Source organism: Tardiphaga sp. 37S4 (genome assembly GCF_021044645.1).
Taxonomy (GTDB): domain Bacteria; phylum Pseudomonadota; class Alphaproteobacteria; order Rhizobiales; family Xanthobacteraceae; genus Tardiphaga; species Tardiphaga robiniae.
In genome coordinates, this window is the sequence record NZ_CP088008.1 from 5,167,297 (window position 1) to 5,185,768 (window position 18,472).

17 protein-coding genes and 1 tRNA gene are annotated in these 18,472 nt (G+C 61.8%); 12 read left to right on the forward strand and 6 right to left on the reverse strand.

The window, feature by feature from the left end:
* Nucleotides 1-9: 9 nt before the first annotated feature.
* A complete protein-coding gene (locus LPB73_RS24460) occupies nt 10-1,263 on the reverse strand; it encodes a sarcosine oxidase subunit beta family protein (protein WP_231078505.1) in 1,254 nt (417 codons plus the stop codon).
* A gap of 275 nt (nt 1,264-1,538) precedes the next feature.
* On the opposite strand from LPB73_RS24460, the gene LPB73_RS24465 reads away from it, so the two are divergent.
* The 3 genes from LPB73_RS24465 to LPB73_RS24475 all read left to right on the forward strand — a co-directional run bounded on the left by LPB73_RS24465 (nt 1,539) and on the right by LPB73_RS24475 (nt 3,852).
* The gene (locus LPB73_RS24465) at nt 1,539-2,054 is read left to right on the forward strand and encodes a prolyl-tRNA synthetase associated domain-containing protein (protein ID WP_231078506.1); all 516 of its coding nucleotides are present in this window, start codon (nt 1,539-1,541) and stop codon (nt 2,052-2,054) included.
* Between the two features lie 169 nt (nt 2,055-2,223).
* A complete protein-coding gene (locus LPB73_RS24470) occupies nt 2,224-3,327 on the forward strand; it encodes a GlxA family transcriptional regulator (protein WP_231078507.1) in 1,104 nt (367 codons plus the stop codon).
* 33 nt (nt 3,328-3,360) lie between these two features.
* On the forward strand, nt 3,361-3,852 hold the full coding sequence (locus tag LPB73_RS24475; RefSeq protein ID WP_231081243.1) for a GNAT family N-acetyltransferase: 492 nt from the start codon (nt 3,361-3,363) through the stop codon (nt 3,850-3,852).
* 121 nt (nt 3,853-3,973) lie between these two features.
* Here the strand turns inward: LPB73_RS24475 and LPB73_RS24480 are convergent.
* Nucleotides 3,974-4,063: transfer RNA gene (locus LPB73_RS24480), tRNA-Ser, on the reverse strand.
* 301 nt (nt 4,064-4,364) lie between these two features.
* Nucleotides 4,365-5,459 carry an ROK family protein gene (locus LPB73_RS24485; protein WP_120287815.1) on the reverse strand — a complete coding sequence of 365 codons (1,095 nt, stop codon included), beginning with the start codon at nt 5,457-5,459 and terminating at the stop codon, nt 4,365-4,367.
* A gap of 245 nt (nt 5,460-5,704) precedes the next feature.
* Here LPB73_RS24485 and LPB73_RS24490 point away from each other — a divergent pair, with 245 nt between their 5' ends.
* Nucleotides 5,705-7,045: a TadE/TadG family type IV pilus assembly protein gene (locus LPB73_RS24490; RefSeq protein WP_231078508.1), complete on the forward strand. Its 1,341-nt coding sequence runs from the start codon at nt 5,705-5,707 to the stop codon at nt 7,043-7,045.
* A 97-nt stretch (nt 7,046-7,142) separates the two neighbouring features.
* Here LPB73_RS24490 and LPB73_RS24495 read toward each other — a convergent pair whose 3' ends face one another.
* Nucleotides 7,143-8,036: a LysR family transcriptional regulator gene (locus LPB73_RS24495; RefSeq protein WP_231078509.1), complete on the reverse strand. Its 894-nt coding sequence runs from the start codon at nt 8,034-8,036 to the stop codon at nt 7,143-7,145.
* A gap of 130 nt (nt 8,037-8,166) precedes the next feature.
* On the opposite strand from LPB73_RS24495, the gene LPB73_RS24500 reads away from it, so the two are divergent.
* The 4 genes from LPB73_RS24500 to LPB73_RS24515 all read left to right on the forward strand — a co-directional run bounded on the left by LPB73_RS24500 (nt 8,167) and on the right by LPB73_RS24515 (nt 11,368).
* Nucleotides 8,167-9,330 carry a mandelate racemase/muconate lactonizing enzyme family protein gene (locus LPB73_RS24500; protein ID WP_231078510.1) on the forward strand — a complete coding sequence of 388 codons (1,164 nt, stop codon included), beginning with the start codon at nt 8,167-8,169 and terminating at the stop codon, nt 9,328-9,330.
* Nucleotides 9,331-9,796: 466 nt separating this feature from the next.
* On the forward strand, nt 9,797-10,291 hold the full coding sequence (gene rplU, locus LPB73_RS24505) for a 50S ribosomal protein L21 (protein ID WP_089266555.1): 495 nt from the start codon (nt 9,797-9,799) through the stop codon (nt 10,289-10,291).
* 80 nt (nt 10,292-10,371) lie between these two features.
* Nucleotides 10,372-10,644, forward strand: coding sequence for a 50S ribosomal protein L27 (gene rpmA, locus LPB73_RS24510; RefSeq protein ID WP_068737821.1), 273 nt, complete (start codon nt 10,372-10,374; stop codon nt 10,642-10,644).
* A 133-nt stretch (nt 10,645-10,777) separates the two neighbouring features.
* Nucleotides 10,778-11,368 (forward strand): GNAT family N-acetyltransferase, encoded by a 591-nt coding sequence (locus LPB73_RS24515; RefSeq protein WP_231078511.1) that lies wholly within the window; start codon nt 10,778-10,780, stop codon nt 11,366-11,368.
* Between the two features lie 46 nt (nt 11,369-11,414).
* Here the strand turns inward: LPB73_RS24515 and LPB73_RS24520 are convergent, their stop codons facing one another.
* The gene (locus tag LPB73_RS24520) at nt 11,415-12,332 is read right to left on the reverse strand and encodes a DMT family transporter (RefSeq protein ID WP_231081244.1); all 918 of its coding nucleotides are present in this window, start codon (nt 12,330-12,332) and stop codon (nt 11,415-11,417) included.
* A gap of 162 nt (nt 12,333-12,494) precedes the next feature.
* Here LPB73_RS24520 and obgE point away from each other — a divergent pair, with 162 nt between their 5' ends.
* From obgE to LPB73_RS24535, 3 genes are all read left to right on the forward strand, one after another.
* Nucleotides 12,495-13,544, forward strand: a complete 1,050-nt coding sequence (obgE, locus tag LPB73_RS24525) for a GTPase ObgE (protein WP_093757957.1) — start codon at nt 12,495-12,497, stop codon at nt 13,542-13,544.
* A gap of 51 nt (nt 13,545-13,595) precedes the next feature.
* Complete coding sequence (gene proB / locus LPB73_RS24530) at nt 13,596-14,726, forward strand: glutamate 5-kinase (protein ID WP_092140564.1); 1,131 nt, start codon at nt 13,596-13,598, stop codon at nt 14,724-14,726.
* Between the two features lie 137 nt (nt 14,727-14,863).
* Nucleotides 14,864-15,085, forward strand: a complete 222-nt coding sequence (locus LPB73_RS24535) for a cysteine rich repeat-containing protein (protein WP_068737829.1) — start codon at nt 14,864-14,866, stop codon at nt 15,083-15,085.
* 69 nt (nt 15,086-15,154) lie between these two features.
* Here the strand turns inward: LPB73_RS24535 and LPB73_RS24540 are convergent, their stop codons facing one another.
* Entirely contained in the window at nt 15,155-16,840 is a 1,686-nt protein-coding gene (locus tag LPB73_RS24540; RefSeq protein ID WP_089266903.1) for an MFS transporter, read from the reverse strand.
* Between the two features lie 163 nt (nt 16,841-17,003).
* Here LPB73_RS24540 and LPB73_RS24545 point away from each other — a divergent pair, with 163 nt between their 5' ends.
* On the forward strand, nt 17,004-18,380 hold the full coding sequence (locus tag LPB73_RS24545; RefSeq protein ID WP_231078512.1) for a hydrolase: 1,377 nt from the start codon (nt 17,004-17,006) through the stop codon (nt 18,378-18,380).
* Nucleotides 18,381-18,472 lie beyond the last annotated feature (92 nt).

The window sequence follows — 18,472 nt, forward strand, 5'->3', positions numbered from 1 at the left end:
TCCCCGCTATCAATGCGCCACGGCGGCCGCAGCCGCTTCGTCGATCACAGCGCCATCGCGGAATCGCTCGATGGTGAACGGCGCATTGATCTTGTTCGGCTCATCCTTGGCGATCGTACTGGCGAACACCTCGCCCGATCCCGGCGTCGCCTTGAAGCCGCCGGTGCCCCAGCCGCAATTGACGTACAGCCCGGATACCGGCGTCTTCGCCACGATCGGCGAGCGATCCGGCGTGACATCGACGATGCCGCCCCAGTTGCGCAGCATGCGCAGGCGCCGAAACGCCGGCACCAGTTCGCAGATCGCATCCAGCGTATGATTGACGATGTGCAGACCGCCACGCTGTGTATAGGACGTGTAGACATCCGTTCCCGCACCGATCACCATCTCGCCTTTGTCCGACTGCGAGATATAGGCGTGGATCGTGTTCGACATCACCACGCAGGGGAAGATCGGCTTGACCGGCTCGCTGACCAGCGCCTGCAGCGGGAAGCTTTCCAGCGGCAGACGCACGCCGGCCATGTTCATCACCGTGCTGGTATTGCCGGCCGCGACGACGCCGATGCGCTTCGCATTGATGCTGCCGCGCGTCGTATCGACGCCCACCACCTCGCCGGTCGGCGCGCGGCGGATGCCGGTGACTTCGCAATTCTCGATAATATCCACGCCGAGCGCGTCAGCAGCGCGGGCATAGCCCCAGGCGACAGCGTCGTGGCGCGCCGTGCCGCCGCGGCGCTGCAGCGCGCCGCCGAGGATCGGATAGCGCATGGACCCACCGACATTCAGCGGTGGACAGAATTCTTTGCATTCCTCCGGCGACAGCCATTCATTGTCGATGCCGTTGAGACGGTTGGCATGAACGTGTCGCTTGAAGCTCTGCACATCGTGAATGTTGTGCGCCAGCATCAGAACGCCGCGTGGTGAATACATGACATTGTAGTTCAGTTCCTGCGACAGCCCTTCCCACAGTTTGAGGGCGTGCTCGTAGATCCCGGCGCTTTCGTCGAACAGATAGTTCGAGCGAATGATCGTGGTGTTACGGCCGGTATTGCCGCCGCCGATCCAGCCCTTTTCGAGAACGGCAACGTTTTTGACGCCGTAGCGGCTGGCCAGATAGTAGGCCGTTGCAAGCCCGTGGCCACCACCACCGACGATGATGACGTCATAGCCCGGCTTCGGTTCAGGCGACCGCCACTGTCGCTGCCAGCCGGCATGACCGGTCAGCCCTGCCCGTAGTAATGAAAGCGCTGAAAATTTCTGCATGGCTGTCCACGTTGTGATTGGACGGAGCCTACAACTCGCTGCCGCTTCGCGGCCAGCATCAGCCCGCCAATCATGTTGGATCAGAGCGACATCGGAACGCCGCAGGTTTGCAAAGCCCCGACACGAAACACGTAGATTTGCGACAAGCCGCCCGGCTTCGCTCGCCAGGGTCTCGAATTCGCGGCGTATCCATGCGACACGGATCGCTGCCATGTAGACAGGACGGCATGCCCCGGGCGCGCGCAGTCCCGCCCCGACGATCAAGGACACGCAGAATGAGCATCGAACGCAGCGACGAGATTCTTCAGTATCTCAAAGACAAGTCGATCGTGGTGGAGACGTTCGAACACCCGCCCGTGCATACGGTGGAAGAGTCGCGTGCGCTACGCGGCGACATTCCCGGCATTCACACCAAGAACCTGTTCCTCCGCGACGGCAAGAAGCGGTTCTTCCTGTTCGTCACCGACGAAGCCGCGACCGTTCACCTGAAGTCGCTGGCAAAGGCGATTGGCGCCAAGGGCGGGCTGTCATTTGGAAGCGCGGAAGCCCTGAAGGAATTGCTTGGGATCGAACCGGGATCGGTCTCGATTCTGGCGCTCTACAACGATGCCAATCAGGCGGTCACTCCCGTCATCGATGCGCGCTTACGGTCGGCGGAGCGCATCAATTGCCACCCCGTCATCAACAGCCGCACGACATCGCTGTCGGTCGGTGCACTCGACGCATTTCTTGCTGCGATCGGCCGCGAAGCGCAGTTCGCGACGCCAGAAGAACCGCCGTCAGCCGGCTGACCCTCCTGCGCCGAACCGGCCGACCTGGGCTTCCGGTTCCCAGCCGACGCCCCAACGTCGCACGCCAAGCGAGACGCTTCGCCGCCCTTGCGCGCGCGGCAATGTATTTTTAGGATCAGTCCGTCGCAAATGCCTGCCCCGGCGCGCTGGAGGTATGTAATGATGCGACATGGGTCCGTTTTGGAGCATCGTCTCGCGGCGACCACCCGGATTGCCATTCGACCATATGGTGAATGCGAAGGCAGGGGTGATGCAACCAAAGGTCCGTCCGCTGCGCGTTGGCTTCATTCTGACCAAGAATTTCACGCTGACTGCGTTGGCCAGCTTCGTGGACGTGCTGCGTCTCGCCGCCGACGAGGGCGACAACAGTCGGCCGATCCGCTGCCAGTGGCACATCATGGCCGACACCGACGAGCCGATCCGTTCGAGTTGCGGTCTGCTGATGTATCCGAATTCCCGGTTCCTCGATCCGCGCGAGCTCGATTATGTCGTCGTCGTGGGCGGCCTGCTGCATCAGGGCCCGCAGATCGATGACAAGATCAAGCGCTATCTGCTGGAGGCTGCGAACACCAAGGTCGATCTGATCGGCGTCTGCACCGGCAGTTTCGTGCTGTGGCGTCTAGGCCTTCTCAACCAGAAAAAGTGCTGCATCAGCTGGTACCACTATCGCGATTTCCTGGAGGAATTCGGCGAGACACTCCCGGTGGCCGACCAGCTCTTCGTCATCGACGGCAACCGCATCACGTGTTCGGGCGGCATGGGCGTTGCCTACCTCGCCGCCCATATCGTGGAACAACGCATGGGCCTGTCGAGCGCGCAGAAAGCGCTCCACATCATGCTGATCGATCGCATGAAACCCGGATCCTCGGCTCAATCGGCGCCACCGACCGAATTTGCCGAGACCGACGGACGGATCTCGCGCGCGCTGTTAATGATGGAGCAGAACCTATCAGCGCCGCTGTCTGTCGCGCGACTGGCCGGCAAGGTCAGTCTGAGCACGCGGCAACTGGAGCGCCTTTTCAAAGAGGAAACCGGACAGTCGCCGCAGGCGACATATCTGCGGCTGCGCCTGAAACATGCACGGTGGATGTTGAAGACCGACCTATCGCTGGCCGCAATCGCCGCCGAAACCGGCTTCGTCGACGGTTCGCATCTCAGCAAGGCGTTCAAGGCCGCCTTCAATACCAACCCGTCCGAGGAACGCCGCAGAATAATCGGTCAATCCCACGGGCAAGATGCCGGCGAAGGTCGGCGTATATTCAGTCCGGCTTAGGCGGCACTTGTTATGGTCATACACTCCGACGACCTGGTCATTCGCCCGGCTGAGCCGGCAGACCGGGCAGACATCTGGTCGGTCATCGAGCCGACCATCCGTGCAGGCACGACCTACGCCCTGGACCCCCTGATGACGAAGGACGATGCTTTGTCCTACTGGCACGGTCCGGATAAACGAACCTTCGTTGCCGTGCGCCAAGGTCAGATCGTGGGATCTTATTATGTGCGCGCCAACCAGGACGGTGGTGGCAGCCACGTGGCCAATTGCGGCTACATGACGCTGGCGAGCGCGCAAGGCGGCGGTGTGGCGCGCAATATGTGCCTATACTCGCTCGACTATGCCAGAAGCTCCGGATTTCGCGCGATGCAATTCAACTGTGTCGTGAGCAACAATATACGTGCGGTGAAACTCTGGACCACGCTCGGCTTCGCGATTGTCGGGCGGCTGCCTGAGGCTTTTCGGCTTCCGACTGGCGAATATGTTGATGCGCTCGTGATGTTTCGTAAGCTTGACGCTCAATGACGGCAACGCGAGGCGCACAAGGCATAGATAGAGCCATGCGTACCACCCGTGTGCACCAAACGGGAGGCAAAAGCCTCTTACTTCCCATGACCCATTGATTTCATTGCGATTTTTATCTGGCTGGCGGAGAGGGGGGGATTCGAACCCCCGATGGGCTTGCACCCATGCCGCATTTCGAGTGCGGTACAATCAACCACTCTGCCACCTCTCCAAGGCGCCAAGACCCACGGTCGCCCGTGGGTGGTTGCGCGGAGTTCTAGGCGAGGATGGCGGGCCAGACAAGACGCGCAGAGCGGAAAATCCGCACCCAATTGCCCGCAGAGCCGCAAAAGCTGGCTCTGGCTGGCGCGTAGACTAGGAAGCCAGCCTTTTCGTTGCAGATTCGCAGCGGCAACGCACGCTATGGTTGGACGCGCGGCATGACGAGCCATGGCGGCGCAAGGATGATTCGCCGACGGATGCATGCACTCGGCCATTGGCCGAGGCGGCACCGGGACGCTCAATGGTCCTGCTCAATCCTTGTCTTTCTTCGCCTTCTTGTCGTCCTTCTCTTTCTTGCGGTTGGTGAAGCGAGCATTGCCCAGCCCCGTTCCGATCGTCAGCACGCCCCATCGTTCGAAGTCCTGCATAAAAGGGACTTCGCTGAGGCCTTGGACAACGCCGTCATTGTGCATGAGCACCGCAGTATCGTGATCCCCGATTGTGGGAATGCCTTCGGCGAGCAAGGCCGGCAGGTTGAACTTGCTGCTTTCCCAATTACCCGGAAGATTCTGCGCTCCCTTCGCGATGGTGCCGTCTTCGTTGATCACCCCCGGGCACGAGATGCCGATGAACGGCGCCAGCTTGAGGCCTTCATTGTCGGCGGCGGAGATCAGATCCTTCAGCATCTTCACTAGCCGCTTGACGGCGCCTTCACGCGTCGGCTCATCATCGGCATGTTTCCAGAGATCGGACTTCCATACCGCAGCCTTGGAGAGATCCTTCGATTTCTTCCATGCGGTTTCGACCACGCCACAACGGATGTTGGAGCCGCCGATGTCGACCGCAAGAATGCTGTCGTAACCTTCGAAAATCCATGACGGCGCCAGATGCAGGCAACCGATCAGGCCGGCTTCATCTGGATGAAAACGGATCGGCACCAACGTAACCTTGAGATCCTCGGCCTTGAGAATGATGTCCGTACGCGCAATAACAAGTTCCCCGACACGGCTCTGGCGGAAACCGCCGCCGACCACGATGCATTCCGTATCTGCCCAGGCCTTCGTCTTGAAGAAGCGCTGCGTGACATAAGCCAGCTCCCGCGCGAATTCTTCGATCGCACCATGGACGAGCGCAGCCGCGGCCACATCGTCGCCAAGCAGGATTTCGTCGAGGCTGGATTTACTGATCTCGTTGGCAGCCTTTTTGCCGAGCGGATCGTCGCCGTTTTTCTTCAATGGCTTTCTGAGATCATCCAGTATGCGCTGAAAAGCGCCCTTGCTGGCGCGGTCACCGAGAAAGCCGTTGTCGTCCTTCAGCTCGATGTTGAACGTATCCACGTCAACGGATGGCAGCCGCTTGGCACCGTGATTGCCGATGCCGACGGTCGTCATTGTGTCTTCAGCCATATTGCCCCTGCCAGACTAGAACCGCATGACAATGCTCCGGGAGCCGGTTTGTTTCATCGCCCCGCCGGGATGATCGTACCGCTCACCTTTTGCGTCGGTCGCGCGAGCCGGTTTCAATGATACCGGTAGAACATCCTTAACTAACCAACAGGGCAGCAACCCAAGCCACTACCTTTCTGCGATCGACCTAACAGTAAATTTATCAGCTCAGGTAATTATCTCTGCATTCATACGGGTGCGTATTCATGCTGAAGTCATTCCTCGGGCTATCATTCCTTGGGCTAACCGATCGTTTTCGCCGCGACCGGCGCGGCAATGTCGCGATCATATTCGCGATCACATGCATCCCCCTTATTTCCATGGTTGGCGCCGCGGTCGACTATACGCGTGCACTACAGATCAGATCTCAACTGCAAGCCGCCCTTGATACTGCGAGCGTCGGCTCCATCGTGCAGAAGTCTGCTGCATTCATTACCGCAGGTTCGATGGCGGCGGACGGCGCCGTCCCCGGGGGCGACGTCGACGCAATCAATATTTTCAAGGGCAACACATCAGGCAGGACCGGCTTCACGCTGACCAGCACGACAGCGACCGTCAATCGCGCCAACGGCGTCGTGACGGCCACTATGCAATTCTCGGCGGATGTGCCGACCAGTCTCACATCCGTCATGGGCTTTTCCAAAATGACCGTCACCGGCAGTTCTGTCGCGACGGCGACGATGCCGAATTACATCGATTTCTACCTGCTGCTCGACAATTCGCCATCCATGGGCGTCGGCGCAACACCGGCCGACGTGGCTCTGATGGTCAAGAATACGTCGGACAGCTGCGCCTTTGCCTGCCACGACCTCAACAACAGCAACAACTACTACAAACTCGCCAAGACACTTGGCGTGATCACGCGCATCGACGTGCTGCGTACAGCCACCCAGAAGTTGATGGATACCGCGGCCAGTACGCAGACCTATTCCAACCAGTTCCGCATGGCGATCTACGACTTCGGCGCGGCCGCCTCGACGTCCGGTTTGAGAGCCCTGTTCACATTGTCGTCCAGCCTCTCAAGTGCGAAGACGGCGGCCGGAAACATCGACTTGATGACGGTGAACGGCCAGAACGACAACAACGATCAGGACACCGGCTACAGCGCTATATTCCCGGCGATCAACACCGCCATCAGCGCCCCCGGAGCCGGTACAGCCGGTGCACCGCTCAAATATCTCTTCTTCGTATCCGATGGCGTGGCTGACGAATACAATCCCGGCAACTGCCTGAAACCGACGACTGGTGGACGATGCCAGTCGCCGATCAATCCGGCGCTTTGCACCACGCTGAAGAATCGCGGCATCAAGATTGCCGTGCTCTACACGACCTACCTCGCACTTCCGACCAACGCCTGGTACAATAGCTGGATCGCACCGTTCAACGCTGGCCCTTACGGACCTTCGCCCAACAGCCAGATCGCCAGCAATATGCAGAGCTGCGCTTCGCCGGGCTTCTATTTTGAAGTCAGCCCAACCCAGGGCATCTCGGACGCGATGACAGCGCTGTTTCAGCGTGCCGTCGCCGATGCGCGCGTGAGCCGTTAGCTCGCGCAACAACCAGGCAAGTCGGTCTCAGCTCCGCGACATCGATTGCGCGATCCATCTTCAAGATCATGTACGACACCGCAGTCGTGGCGAATTCTCATTCGCTCGCGCTCTCCTTCAGGCTATCCAGTAGCAATTGCGCCGGCCGGCTGAGGCCCTTGTCGCGCACCGCCACGATGAATTGCCGTTTCGCCCAATCATTACTGAGCGGAATGACTTTCAGCCCCAGCGTTTGCTGGATCGTGGAGGCCTCTTCCTGCGGGATGATCGCGACAGCCAGTTGCGCGGCGACGATGCGATAGGCGGCATCCACCGTGGAAACCTGAATGCGGTAGCGCATCTGCTTGCCGGCTGCCGCCGCGACACTGCGCTGCATGGTTTGCATGATGCTCCGCGCGACGATGTCGACGTGCTCGAAGTCGATCGTGTCCTCGAACGATACTGACGTGCGTTTCGCAAGCGGATGATCGGGATGCACCACTACCGCGAGCTGATCGCGATGATAGGGAAACGTCCTGAGACCGCGCAGGTCGACGGCATTCCAGCACACGCCGATATCGGCGCGCCCTTCCTCGACGCCGCGCACGACTTCCCAGATCTCGCGCTCTTCGAGACTAACGCGCACGTCACGATAGCGCTTCGCAAACAGGCTGATGTCTTCGGGCAGCACCTGCGCCACCGCCGATTTCGAGGCAAACACCCGTACGTGGCCCTGCACGCCATCGGCGAAGGCGCCGAGTTCTGCCTGCATCCGGTCGAGCAATTGCAACGACTCCCGTGCATAGCGACACAGCGCTTCACCCGCCGCCGTCACGGTGACGCCGCGGCGACCGCGTTCGAGCAACTGGACGCCAGCTTCTTGCTCCATCTGACTGATACGCTTGCTCACCGCTGAGGGCACGATGGCCTCGCGCTTTGCGGCATTGGCGATATTGCGCTCCTCGCAGACAGCGATGAACAGGCGGAGTGAAATTGGATCGAAGCTTTGCATGGGACGTCCGGGATGGTACCAGCCATCTTATCTTGGAACTTCTTAGATGAAAACTGACCATTTCAGAGATGGCTAAGAGAGGCGTATGCCTCTCCGCAAGCCCGTCTCACCCCAGCCGCAGGAGCGCCTCATGCGCATCGTCGACATCCGGGAGCGTACTGCCCCGATTGCCTCCCCTATCGCTAACGCCTTCATCGACTTCAGTAAAATGACGCTGAGCCTGGTTGCCGTGGTCACCGACGTGATCCGCGACGGCAAGCCGGTGATTGGCTACGGCTTCAACTCCAACGGCCGCTACGGTCAGGGCGGCCTGATCCGCGAGCGCTTCGCGCCGCGCATTCTGGAAGCCAAACCCGACAGCCTGATCGACGCCTCGGGCGAGAATATCGATCCGCACAAGGTGTGGGCCACCATGTTCACCAACGAGAAGCCGGGCGGCCACGGCGAGCGCTCGGTCGCGATCGGCACCATCGACATGGCGGTGTGGGATGCGGTCGCCAAGATCGCGGGCAAGCCACTGTTCCGTTTGCTCGCCGAACGCTATGGCACCACCGCTGACCCGAAGGTCTTCGTCTATGCCGCGGGCGGTTACTATTATCCCGGCAAGGGTCTCGAAGGCCTCGCCTCGGAAATGAAGGGCTATCTCGATCGCGGCTACAATGTCGTGAAGATGAAGATCGGCGGCGCGCCGCTCGCCGATGACTGCAAGCGCATCGAGCATGTGCTGAAACTGCTTCCAGCAGGGGCTAAACTCGCTGTCGACGCCAATGGCCGCTTCGATCTCGACACGGCCGTCGCCTACGCCAAGGCACTGCGCGAATACGACCTGTTCTGGTACGAGGAAGCCGGCGATCCGCTCGATTACGAGCTGCAGGCAAAGCTCGCCGAGCATTATCGCGGCCCAATGGCCACCGGCGAGAACCTGTTCTCGATGCAGGACGCGCGCAACCTGATCCGCTATGGCGGCATGCGCTCGGACCGCGACTGGCTGCAGTTCGACTGCGCGCTGTCTTACGGCCTCGTCGAATATCTCCGCACGCTCGACATGCTGAAGAGCTACGGCTGGTCCTGGCGCCGCTGCATCCCCCATGGCGGCCACCAGATGTCGCTCAACATCGCCGCAGGCCTCGGCCTCGGCGGCAACGAGTCCTATCCGGACCTGTTCCAGCCCTATGGCGGGTTCCCGGATGGCGTGAAGGTGATTGATGGCCACATCACCATGCCGGAACTCCCGGGCATCGGCTTCGAGGGCAAGTCCGACCTGATCAAGGAAATGCGCAGCCTGGCGTCGTGAGGGCGACCGAGAGGCTAAGCCTCTGATTTGGAAAACAAAACTCCATCATGGCCGGACCTGACCCGACTATCCACCTTTCCGCCATTCCGTCCGAAGATGGATGCCCGGGTCATGTAGCGAAGCTCGCTTCGCGCGCCCCGGGCATGACGACTGAAGGCAGGCGTCCGAAAAACGGGGCGGCAGGTTAAATGGTACGCTCCATCGCAGGCACCGACCCATCCCCCAAGACTCTGTTTTTGGCTCGCTTTTCGCCCGTCTTTCCTTGACTCTCCACCTTCACCCTCTATAAAGCACGCTTCGGCGCAAGCTTTGCTTGGCGCCGATTGTTTTTGCGTGGGGTCGCAACGTCGACCAAAAACGCAAAGATGCGCGACTTCCTGGAAGTCGCGGTGAACCCTTATCGACTGAACAAGAAGCCGTCCCGGATCTGATCCGAGGATGGGATCGAACACGAAGGAATATAACGATGTTCGCAGTCATCAAAACCGGCGGCAGGCAATACCGCGTCGTTCCGGATGATGTGCTCGAGATTGGCAAGATCGCCGGCGATGTCGGAACGATCGTGCAGCTTGGTGAAGTTCTCGTGCTGGGCGGTGATACGCCTGTGCTCGGCCTGCCTCTGGTGGCCGGCGCGTCGGTTGCGGCCGAAGTGCTCGATCACAAGCGCGGCCCCAAGGTCATCTCTTTCAAGAAGCGCCGCCGCAAGAATTCGAAGCGCAAGCGTGGCTACCGTGACGAACTCACGATGATCCGCATCACCGAGATCCTGGCCGACGGCAAGGCGCCGACGATCGGACCTCGTCCGAAGCGTGAGAAGCCGGTCGTGACCGCTCCGGTTGATGGCGACGAAGCTCCTGCCAAGAAGGCGCCGGCGAAGAAGGCCGCTGCTCCGAAGGCAGCCGCCGCCAAGCCTGCTGCAGCCAAGAAGCCGGCTGCGAAGAAAAAGCCCGCCGCGGAATAAGCCGCTGCGAAAAGTTGAGAATCTGTGAGACAATTCCTTCAAGGAATTGATCTAGAACTTATCGAGATCGGAGACGGGCTATGGCTCATAAAAAAGCAGGCGGTTCATCGCGCAACGGCCGCGATTCGGCTGGCAAGCGCCTCGGCGTGAAGGCGTTCGGCGGCGAACGCGTGATTCCCGGCAACATCATTGCGCGGCAGCGCGGCACGACCTGGCACCCCGGCCTTAATGTCGGCATGGGCACAGACCATACCCTGTTCGCCAAGGTCGAAGGCCACGTGGAGTTTCGCGCCAAATCGAACGGCCGCACTTTCGTATCGGTACTCCCGATTACTGAAGCCGCGGCCGAATAAACGGTGGACACATTGGAGTCCGCCGGGTCCTGTTGAACCGGCGGAGCGCCAGAATTGGGCTCCAGGGGAGGCGGGAAACCGGCCTCCCCTTTTCGTTTGGTGCGTCGCTTCGGGGCGCACACAGGAGCCCGAGATGTTGCAGGATATTCCGACGCCGACGTTGAGAGAAACCAGAGGCTGCGTCCTCGAGACCGAACGGCTGGCCTTGCGCAAGCCGACACTCGCGGACGTAAAAGCCATCGCGCTTCTCGCCAATGATCGCCGCATCGCCGAGATGACGCGTCGCCTGCCCTTCCCGTATCAGCAGGATCACGCAGTCGATTTCGTCAATTCGCTGAGCGGCACGGCAAGCGACAGCGTGTTCCTGATCGAACTCGATCGTCGTCCCATCGGCATGGTCGGAATCGACTGGCGCGAAGCCGAATCGCCCGAGCTCGGCTACTGGCTCGGCGTCGATCACTGGGGCCAGGGTTTTGCGACCGAGGCCGCACGTGCCGCGATCGATTACGCATTCGACGAATTCGATATCGATCACCTGATCTCGGGCGCGCGCGTCGCCAATCCGTCGTCGCGCAACATCCTGGAGAAGTGCGGCTTCCAGTGGAGCGGCGTTCAACTGCACCGCTTCGAGGCCATCGGCTCATCGACGCCGGTGGATTGCTTCCGCCTCACCCGGGGCGTGTGGAGTTCGCTGAAGAACTGGGGAACGTCGACGCGACGGTGAACGACTCTTACTTCCCCTCTCCCCTTGCGGGAGAGGGAAAAGAAGTTCACACCGCTGGCGGTACTTCGTCGGCGATCTTTCCGAGCTGCTGCTCGCGCAGGAAGATATAGAGCCCTGCTGCGATGATGACCGCCGCACCGATCAGCGTGGCCCACGACGGCAATTCGCCGAACACGAGATAGCCGAAGATCACCGCCCAGATGATCATCGAATACTGATACGGCACCACAGTGCTCGCCGGCGCCAGCTTCAGCGAGCGATTGACGCAGAGCAGCGCGCAGACCGAGACAACGCCCGCCAGAAAGAACAGGCCGAGATCGCGCAGATCGGGCGTCACCCATCCGAACGCCGTGAATACGGCGCCGAAAGTAAACGTGCCGATAAACTGGGTCGTCGCGAGCACGACGTCCGGCGCGGAACGCAGCGAGCGGGTGATCAGCATCAGCGCGGCGAAGGACAGGCTGCCGCCGAGCGCGATCAGCGCCGGCCATGTCACCGTCTGCGCCGAGGGCTGCAGCGCGATCAGTACACCGCAGAAGCCGACGAAGATCGCGCTCCAGCGCCGCCAGCCGACAGATTCGCGGAGAAAGATCGCGGAGCCCGCGGTGACGAAGATCGGACAGGCCAAATAATAGGTGATGACATCCGCCAGCGGCAGATAGGCCGCCGCCCAGAAGAACGCCGCGACTTCCAGTGTCGACAGCACCACGCGAATGAGCTGCAGACCCGGCCGATCGAGCTGCAGGAAGTCCGCACGATGCCGCCAGATCGACGGCGCCAGCAGCACCAGTGCCGCGCAGGCCCGCAGCAGCATCAATTGCCCGACCGAATAGGTGCCGACGAGGAATTTGCCGATCGCATCGCCGCAGGAGAACATGCTGATGCCCAGGAGCATCAGGCCGATACCGGCCAGCCGGGCGGCACGATTGTCGGCTGCGGTCGAAATGGTCGCAAACATGCCTATATGAGCCTTTAGGTAAGCTTCTGGGTGCGGCTTGGTTAACGGCGCGATGTTGTCGTTTAGGACGCCACCAGATGCGCAGCAAGGCCCGAAAATAAGGGCTTTTCACGATGCGCCGACGATGAAGTGGTTGCCGCGACCACCCCCCTGCGATACGGATACGCCATGAAATTCCTCGATGAAGCCAAGGTTTACATTCGCTCCGGCGACGGCGGAAACGGCTGCGTGGCCTTTCGCCGCGAGAAGTATATCGAATTCGGCGGTCCCTCCGGCGGCAATGGCGGCCGCGGCGGCGATGTCATCATCGAAGTGGTCGACGGCCTCAACACGCTGATCGACTATCGCTACCAGCAGCACTTCAAGGCGCCGCGCGGCACCAATGGTATGGGCAAGGACCGCCATGGCGCCAATGGCAAGCCGATCACGCTCAAAGTTCCGGTCGGCACGCAGATCATCGATGAGGATCGCGAGACGCTAATCCACGACTTCACCAAGCTCGGCGAGACCTATGTGCTGGCCGAAGGCGGCAATGGCGGCTTCGGCAATGCGCATTTCAAGTCATCTACCAATCGCGCCCCGCGCAATGCCAATCCCGGTCAGCCCGGCGAAGAGCGCTGGATCTGGCTGCGGCTGAAACTGATCGCGGATGCGGGCCTCGTCGGATTGCCCAATGCCGGCAAGTCCACTTTCCTGTCCAAGGTCAGCGCTGCACGGCCGAAGATCGCGGACTATCCGTTCACCACACTGCATCCGCAGCTCGGCGTCGTCGATGTCGACGCGCGCGAATTTGTGCTGGCCGACATTCCCGGTCTGATCGAAGGCGCGCATGAGGGCGCCGGCCTCGGCGATCGCTTCCTCGGCCATGTCGAGCGTTGCCGTGTTTTGCTGCATCTGATCGATGCGACCTGCGAACATGCGGGCAAGGCCTACAAGACCGTCCGCGCCGAACTCGATGCCTATGAGGGCGACCTCGCCAACAAGGTCGAGATCGTCGCGCTCAACAAGATCGATGCGGTCGAGCCGGACGAGCTGAAGAAGCAGAGGGACCGGCTAAAGCGCGCTGCGAAGCAAACGCCGCTGCTGATCTCAGGCGCGACGGGCGAAGGCGTGCCGGAAGCTTTGCGGGCGCTGGTCGCGGTGATCGGCGAAGCGCCGGTGTCGGACAAGGCCAAGAGCGCAGCGCAGTCTGCGCCATGGGCGCCGGCGACGAGCTGATCTGCCTCTGACGTCCGTCCAAGCATCACACGCACTGCCAAAGCCCACATCATGTCGCGCCCCGAGCTGAAGAACTTTCGCCGTATCGTCGTCAAGGTTGGCTCGTCGCTGCTGATCGATTCCGCGGCCGGCGAAGTCAGGGCCAAATGGCTTGCGGCGTTGGCCGCCGATATCGCCAAGCTGCATGCGGACGGTCGCGACGTCCTCGTGGTCTCATCAGGCTCGATCGCGCTCGGCCGCAGCCGCCTCAAGCTTCCGCGCGGTCCGCTGAAACTGGAAGAGAGCCAGGCCGCCGCTGCCGTCGGGCAGATCGCGCTGGCGCGCATCTGGTCGGAAGTACTGGGCCATCACGGCATCGGTGCCGGACAGATTCTCGTGACGCTGCAGGACACCGAGGAACGTCGTCGTTACCTCAATGCGCGCTCGACCATCGGCAAACTGCTGGAATGGCGCGCGGTGCCGGTCATCAACGAGAACGACACTGTGGCGACCAACGAGATCCGCTATGGCGACAATGATCGCCTCGCGGCGCGCGTCGCGACCATGGCATCCGCCGATCTGCTGGTGCTGCTGTCGGATATCGACGGGCTCTACACTGCACCACCCGGCGCCAATCCCGATGCGAAGCTGATTCCCATCGTCGACAGCGTCACTGCCGAGATCGAAGGCATGGCGGGCGCTGCCGAGAGCGAATTGTCGCGCGGCGGCATGTACACCAAGATCGAAGCTGCCAAGATCGCGACCACCGCGGGCACGCATATGATCATCGCGTCCGGCAAGGTCGAACATCCGCTGCAAAAGATCGCCGATGGCGGCCTCTGCACCTGGTTCCTAACGCCTGCCAATCCCGTGACAGCGCGCAAACGCTGGATCGCGGGATCGCTGGAACCGAAGGGCACGCTGACCATTGATGCAGGTGCTGTCGCCGCACTCCGTGCCGGCAAGAGTCTGCTGCCTGCCGGCGTCATCAAGGTGGAAGGTGACTTCGCACGCGGCGACGCCGTTATCGTGCGCGGACCGGACACGCACGAAATTGGCCGCGGCCTCGTGGCTTATGACGCAGACAATGCTGAGAAGATCAAAGGCCGCTCATCTCCGGACGTGATGATTATTCTTGGGATCAGCGGCCGCGCCGAAATGATCCATCGCGACGATCTCGTGATTTCGGGATCACGAAGTTAAGCAGCGACGCTTCGCCTGAATGACGTAACGCGCAATCCGTAAACTTGGCCCCGGACGCTCGCCATCATTGCGCCATTCCCGCGTACTTCGTTGCGCGCCATAGAATCAGATAGCCAATTTTTAGGGAGGCCCATTTCATGACCCGACTTTTGATCATCCCGTTCCTGCTGATCGCAACGTCCGCTTTCGCGCAGGGCGGTAACACATCAGCCAATCAGTCGGCCTGCTCACGCGACGTCTCGCGCTTCTGCCGCGCCAAGATGAACGATGGTGACATGGTCGTGCTCAGCTGCCTCAAGGAAAACCGTTCGAAGCTCAGCAAGGCCTGCGCGAAAGTTCTCGCCGAGAATAATCAATAGCGCGACTAGCGTTTTCGAGCGAAGTGAGCACCGGTTCGCGTCAGGAAAACGCGTCAAGATTAAGAAGCTCTAACCGCTGCTGCCGGCCGGCGTCGCGACAGGAAGCACCTCGGTCGCTGCGCGATCGGGCGTATCGTCCTTCCAGCGCACCGAACCGAACGGCCGCTCCAGCATGCGACGCACGCGAACCGGATCCGGCCCCAGATGATAGTCCGCAGCGCGCTGATACAAAGCGCGCTCGGACTGCGTCGAACGATTACGCTGGCGCAGGAAATCGAGCCAGGTCGGGCAGTGGTAGCGTTCGGTCCACAGTTCGGGATCAGCGATATCGCGCGCAATGGACCACCCATAGGCGCCGTTGCGCTGGCGCGAGAGCTGCACGTCCTGCATCACGCCGTGGAATGCGCGCGCATTCTCTTGATCCACGCGATATTCGATCTCCACCACCAGCGGACCACTGCGCGCGGTCAATTGCAGCTGCACTTCCGGATCTTCAAGACGCTCCGCATCCTCGTCGCGCGCGCCGGTCGGCGGCATCCGTAGGAACAGGCCAAACAGCGGCGAGAGAAACATCGCTCCGCCGGACACCAGCAATGCCGCTTCGACGCCGACCATGTCTGTGAGATGCCCCCAGCCCCAACTGCCAATCGCGATGCCCCCGGCAATCGCAGCCTGAAAGGCGGCGAGCGAACGTCCGGCAACCCAGCGCGGCGCCGAGAGCTGTACGCCGATATTGAACAGCGCGACCGCCAGCATCCAGACCGAGCCGGCCACCACCAGCGCCGCCGCCGTGATGACCGGCTCGCTGCTGACCGCGACGACGGCAATCGCGACGCCCATGATCAGCGCACAGGCCCGGATCGAACTTTCGCCGCTCAGATGCTTGCGGACATGCCCAATATTCATTGCGCCGATCACCGCACCCATGCCGAAAGCTCCGAGCATGATTCCGTAGGTCTGCGCGCCGCCATGCAGCAGGTCGCGCGCAACCAGCGGCATCAGCGCCGAGACCGAACCACCGCAGATGCCGGTGATCAGCGTGCGCGTCAGCACGATCTTGATCGACGGCGAATTAGCAATGTAACGCACGCCGGACACGATGGCCCGGCTCAGCCGCTCACGCGGCAGCCGCGACACATCGACCTTGCGACGCCACAGGAACAGCACCACCAACAACGGGATGTACAGCACCGCATTGGCCGCGAAGGCTGCGACGGCACCGGCGGTGGCGACCACGATGCCGCCGATCGCCGGGCCGAAACTGCGCGCGATATTGTAACTGATGCCGTTCAGCGCCACGGCGGATGGCAGTACCTCCGGCGGCACCTGCTCGCCGACCGAGGATTGCCAGGCCGGTCCGAACAGCGCCATGCCGCTGCCGATGATGAAGCAGAAGGCGAGCAGGATGTTCGGCGTGATGTGACCGGTCCAGTCCAGCATGGTCAGTACGCAGGCGCCGACCAGCGACAGCACCAGCGAAGCCAGCGACACGACACGGCGGTCATACATGTCGGCCACGGCGCCCGCCGGCATCGAGATCAGCATGATCGGCAGCATCAAGGCGGTCTGCACCAGCGCCACCTTGTCGGCCGACGCGGTCATCTGCGTCATGGCCCAGGCAGCGCCCACGCTCTGGATCATCAGGCCCAGATTGGACAGCAGGCTGGCGAGCCAGATCCGCCGGAACACCGCAAACCGCAGCGGGGCGGCAATGCCGTCGGAGGGAAGAACCACTGGTTTCGCTGCTTCGGCCATCATCGTCCCGTCGTCTGCTGCAGATAGCGACTGCAGGGCCATGCGGGTCTGATTCCCCGCGGGCACATCAAGTTGATGCCTGCGAAACGCGTTGTCTGTCCAGTGCCTGCTCCGCTATCACAGTGGCAAGCACCGGACGTGTGCAGATAGAGGGAGACCAACCATGGCGCTGTCGCGACGGACCATACTCACGGGCGCAGCGATGCTGCCGCTGGCTGCCCATGCGCTCCGTTTCGAGGCCGCAGCACAGACCGGCCCCGGCACGACTGCGGGTTCCGACATTCCCCCGATCCTGTTCGTCCACGGCAATGGCGACCACGCGGCGCTCTGGATGACGCAGATCTGGCGCATGGAAACCAATGGCATCCCGCGCAACCGCCTGATGGCGCTCAATTTCACCGATCCGCTGGCGCGTTCCGACGATGCTGTGGCGCAGCAGGGCCGCTCCTCCACCGAAGACCAGCGCCGCGAACTCGGCGAAGCCATCGCGGAACTGAAAAAGCGCACTGGTGCTGCGAAAGTGGCGCTGGTCGCCAATTCGCGCGGCGGCAATGCGGTGCGCAATTACATCAAGAATGGCGGCAGCGCCGATGTCAGCCACGCCGTCCTATGCGGCACCCCCAATCACGGCGTGTTCGACGGGACCGATAGTCCCGGCAGCGAATTCAATGGCCGCAGCCCGTTCCTCAAGAGCCTCAATCCCGGCGAAGGCCCTGAGGTGACTGAAGGTACCGCCTTCCTCACCCTCCGCAGCGATGGCATCGACAAATATGCGCAGGCCGACGGTCGCCTGCTCGGCAAGCCGGGCGTGGCCACCGGCGTCACCGCCGATGGTCCGGCGCTGCGCGGCGCCACCAATCTCGTCCTCGGCGCCATCGATCATCGCGAGACGGGCTTTCACCCTCGCGCCTTCCGCGAGATCTACAAATTTATCGTCGGCCGCGAGCCCGTGCGGATCGATATCGCGCCGGAAGCTGAGGTGAAAATCAGCGGTCTCGTCACCGGCACGCCCGGCGGCGTGCCCACCAACCGGCCGGTCGCGGATGCCCTGGTCGAGGTGTACCGCGTGGCGCCGGACACTGGCGAGCGGATCGGGGCAGCGCTCCATTCGGCCCGCACATCCGCCGATGGCCGCTGGGGTCCCGTTCGGGTCGATCCGGCCTGGCCTGTTGAGATCGTGCTGACATCGGCCGGAGCGCCGATCACGCATTCCTATCGCTCGCCATTCCCCCGCTCGTCCGAGGTCGTGCATCTACGCGCCGGCCGGCCGCTGGGACCCACCGATGCCAATGCCGGTGCAGTGGTGTCGATGTCGCGCGTCCGTGGCTATTTTGGATTACCGCGCGATGTCGTGCTGCTCGACGGCAAGGAGCCGGCCGACGTGAAAGCCGGCGTGCCCACGGATTCGCTCTCGACTATCCGCCTTCCGGCCACGGACATTGGACGTCCGGTGGCGGCGCTGTTCAATCAGGAGCGGATCGTGGCGCGCGCCTGGCCGGCGTCGGAAAACCGGATCACGGTGGCGGAATTCACCGAGTAGATCACGCCAACTCGCGCGCCTCAGCGGTCTGGCTTTCTATATAACCGCTTTGCTGACTTTCCTGCGCGTCTCCGATTAGATCGCGTGAGGCA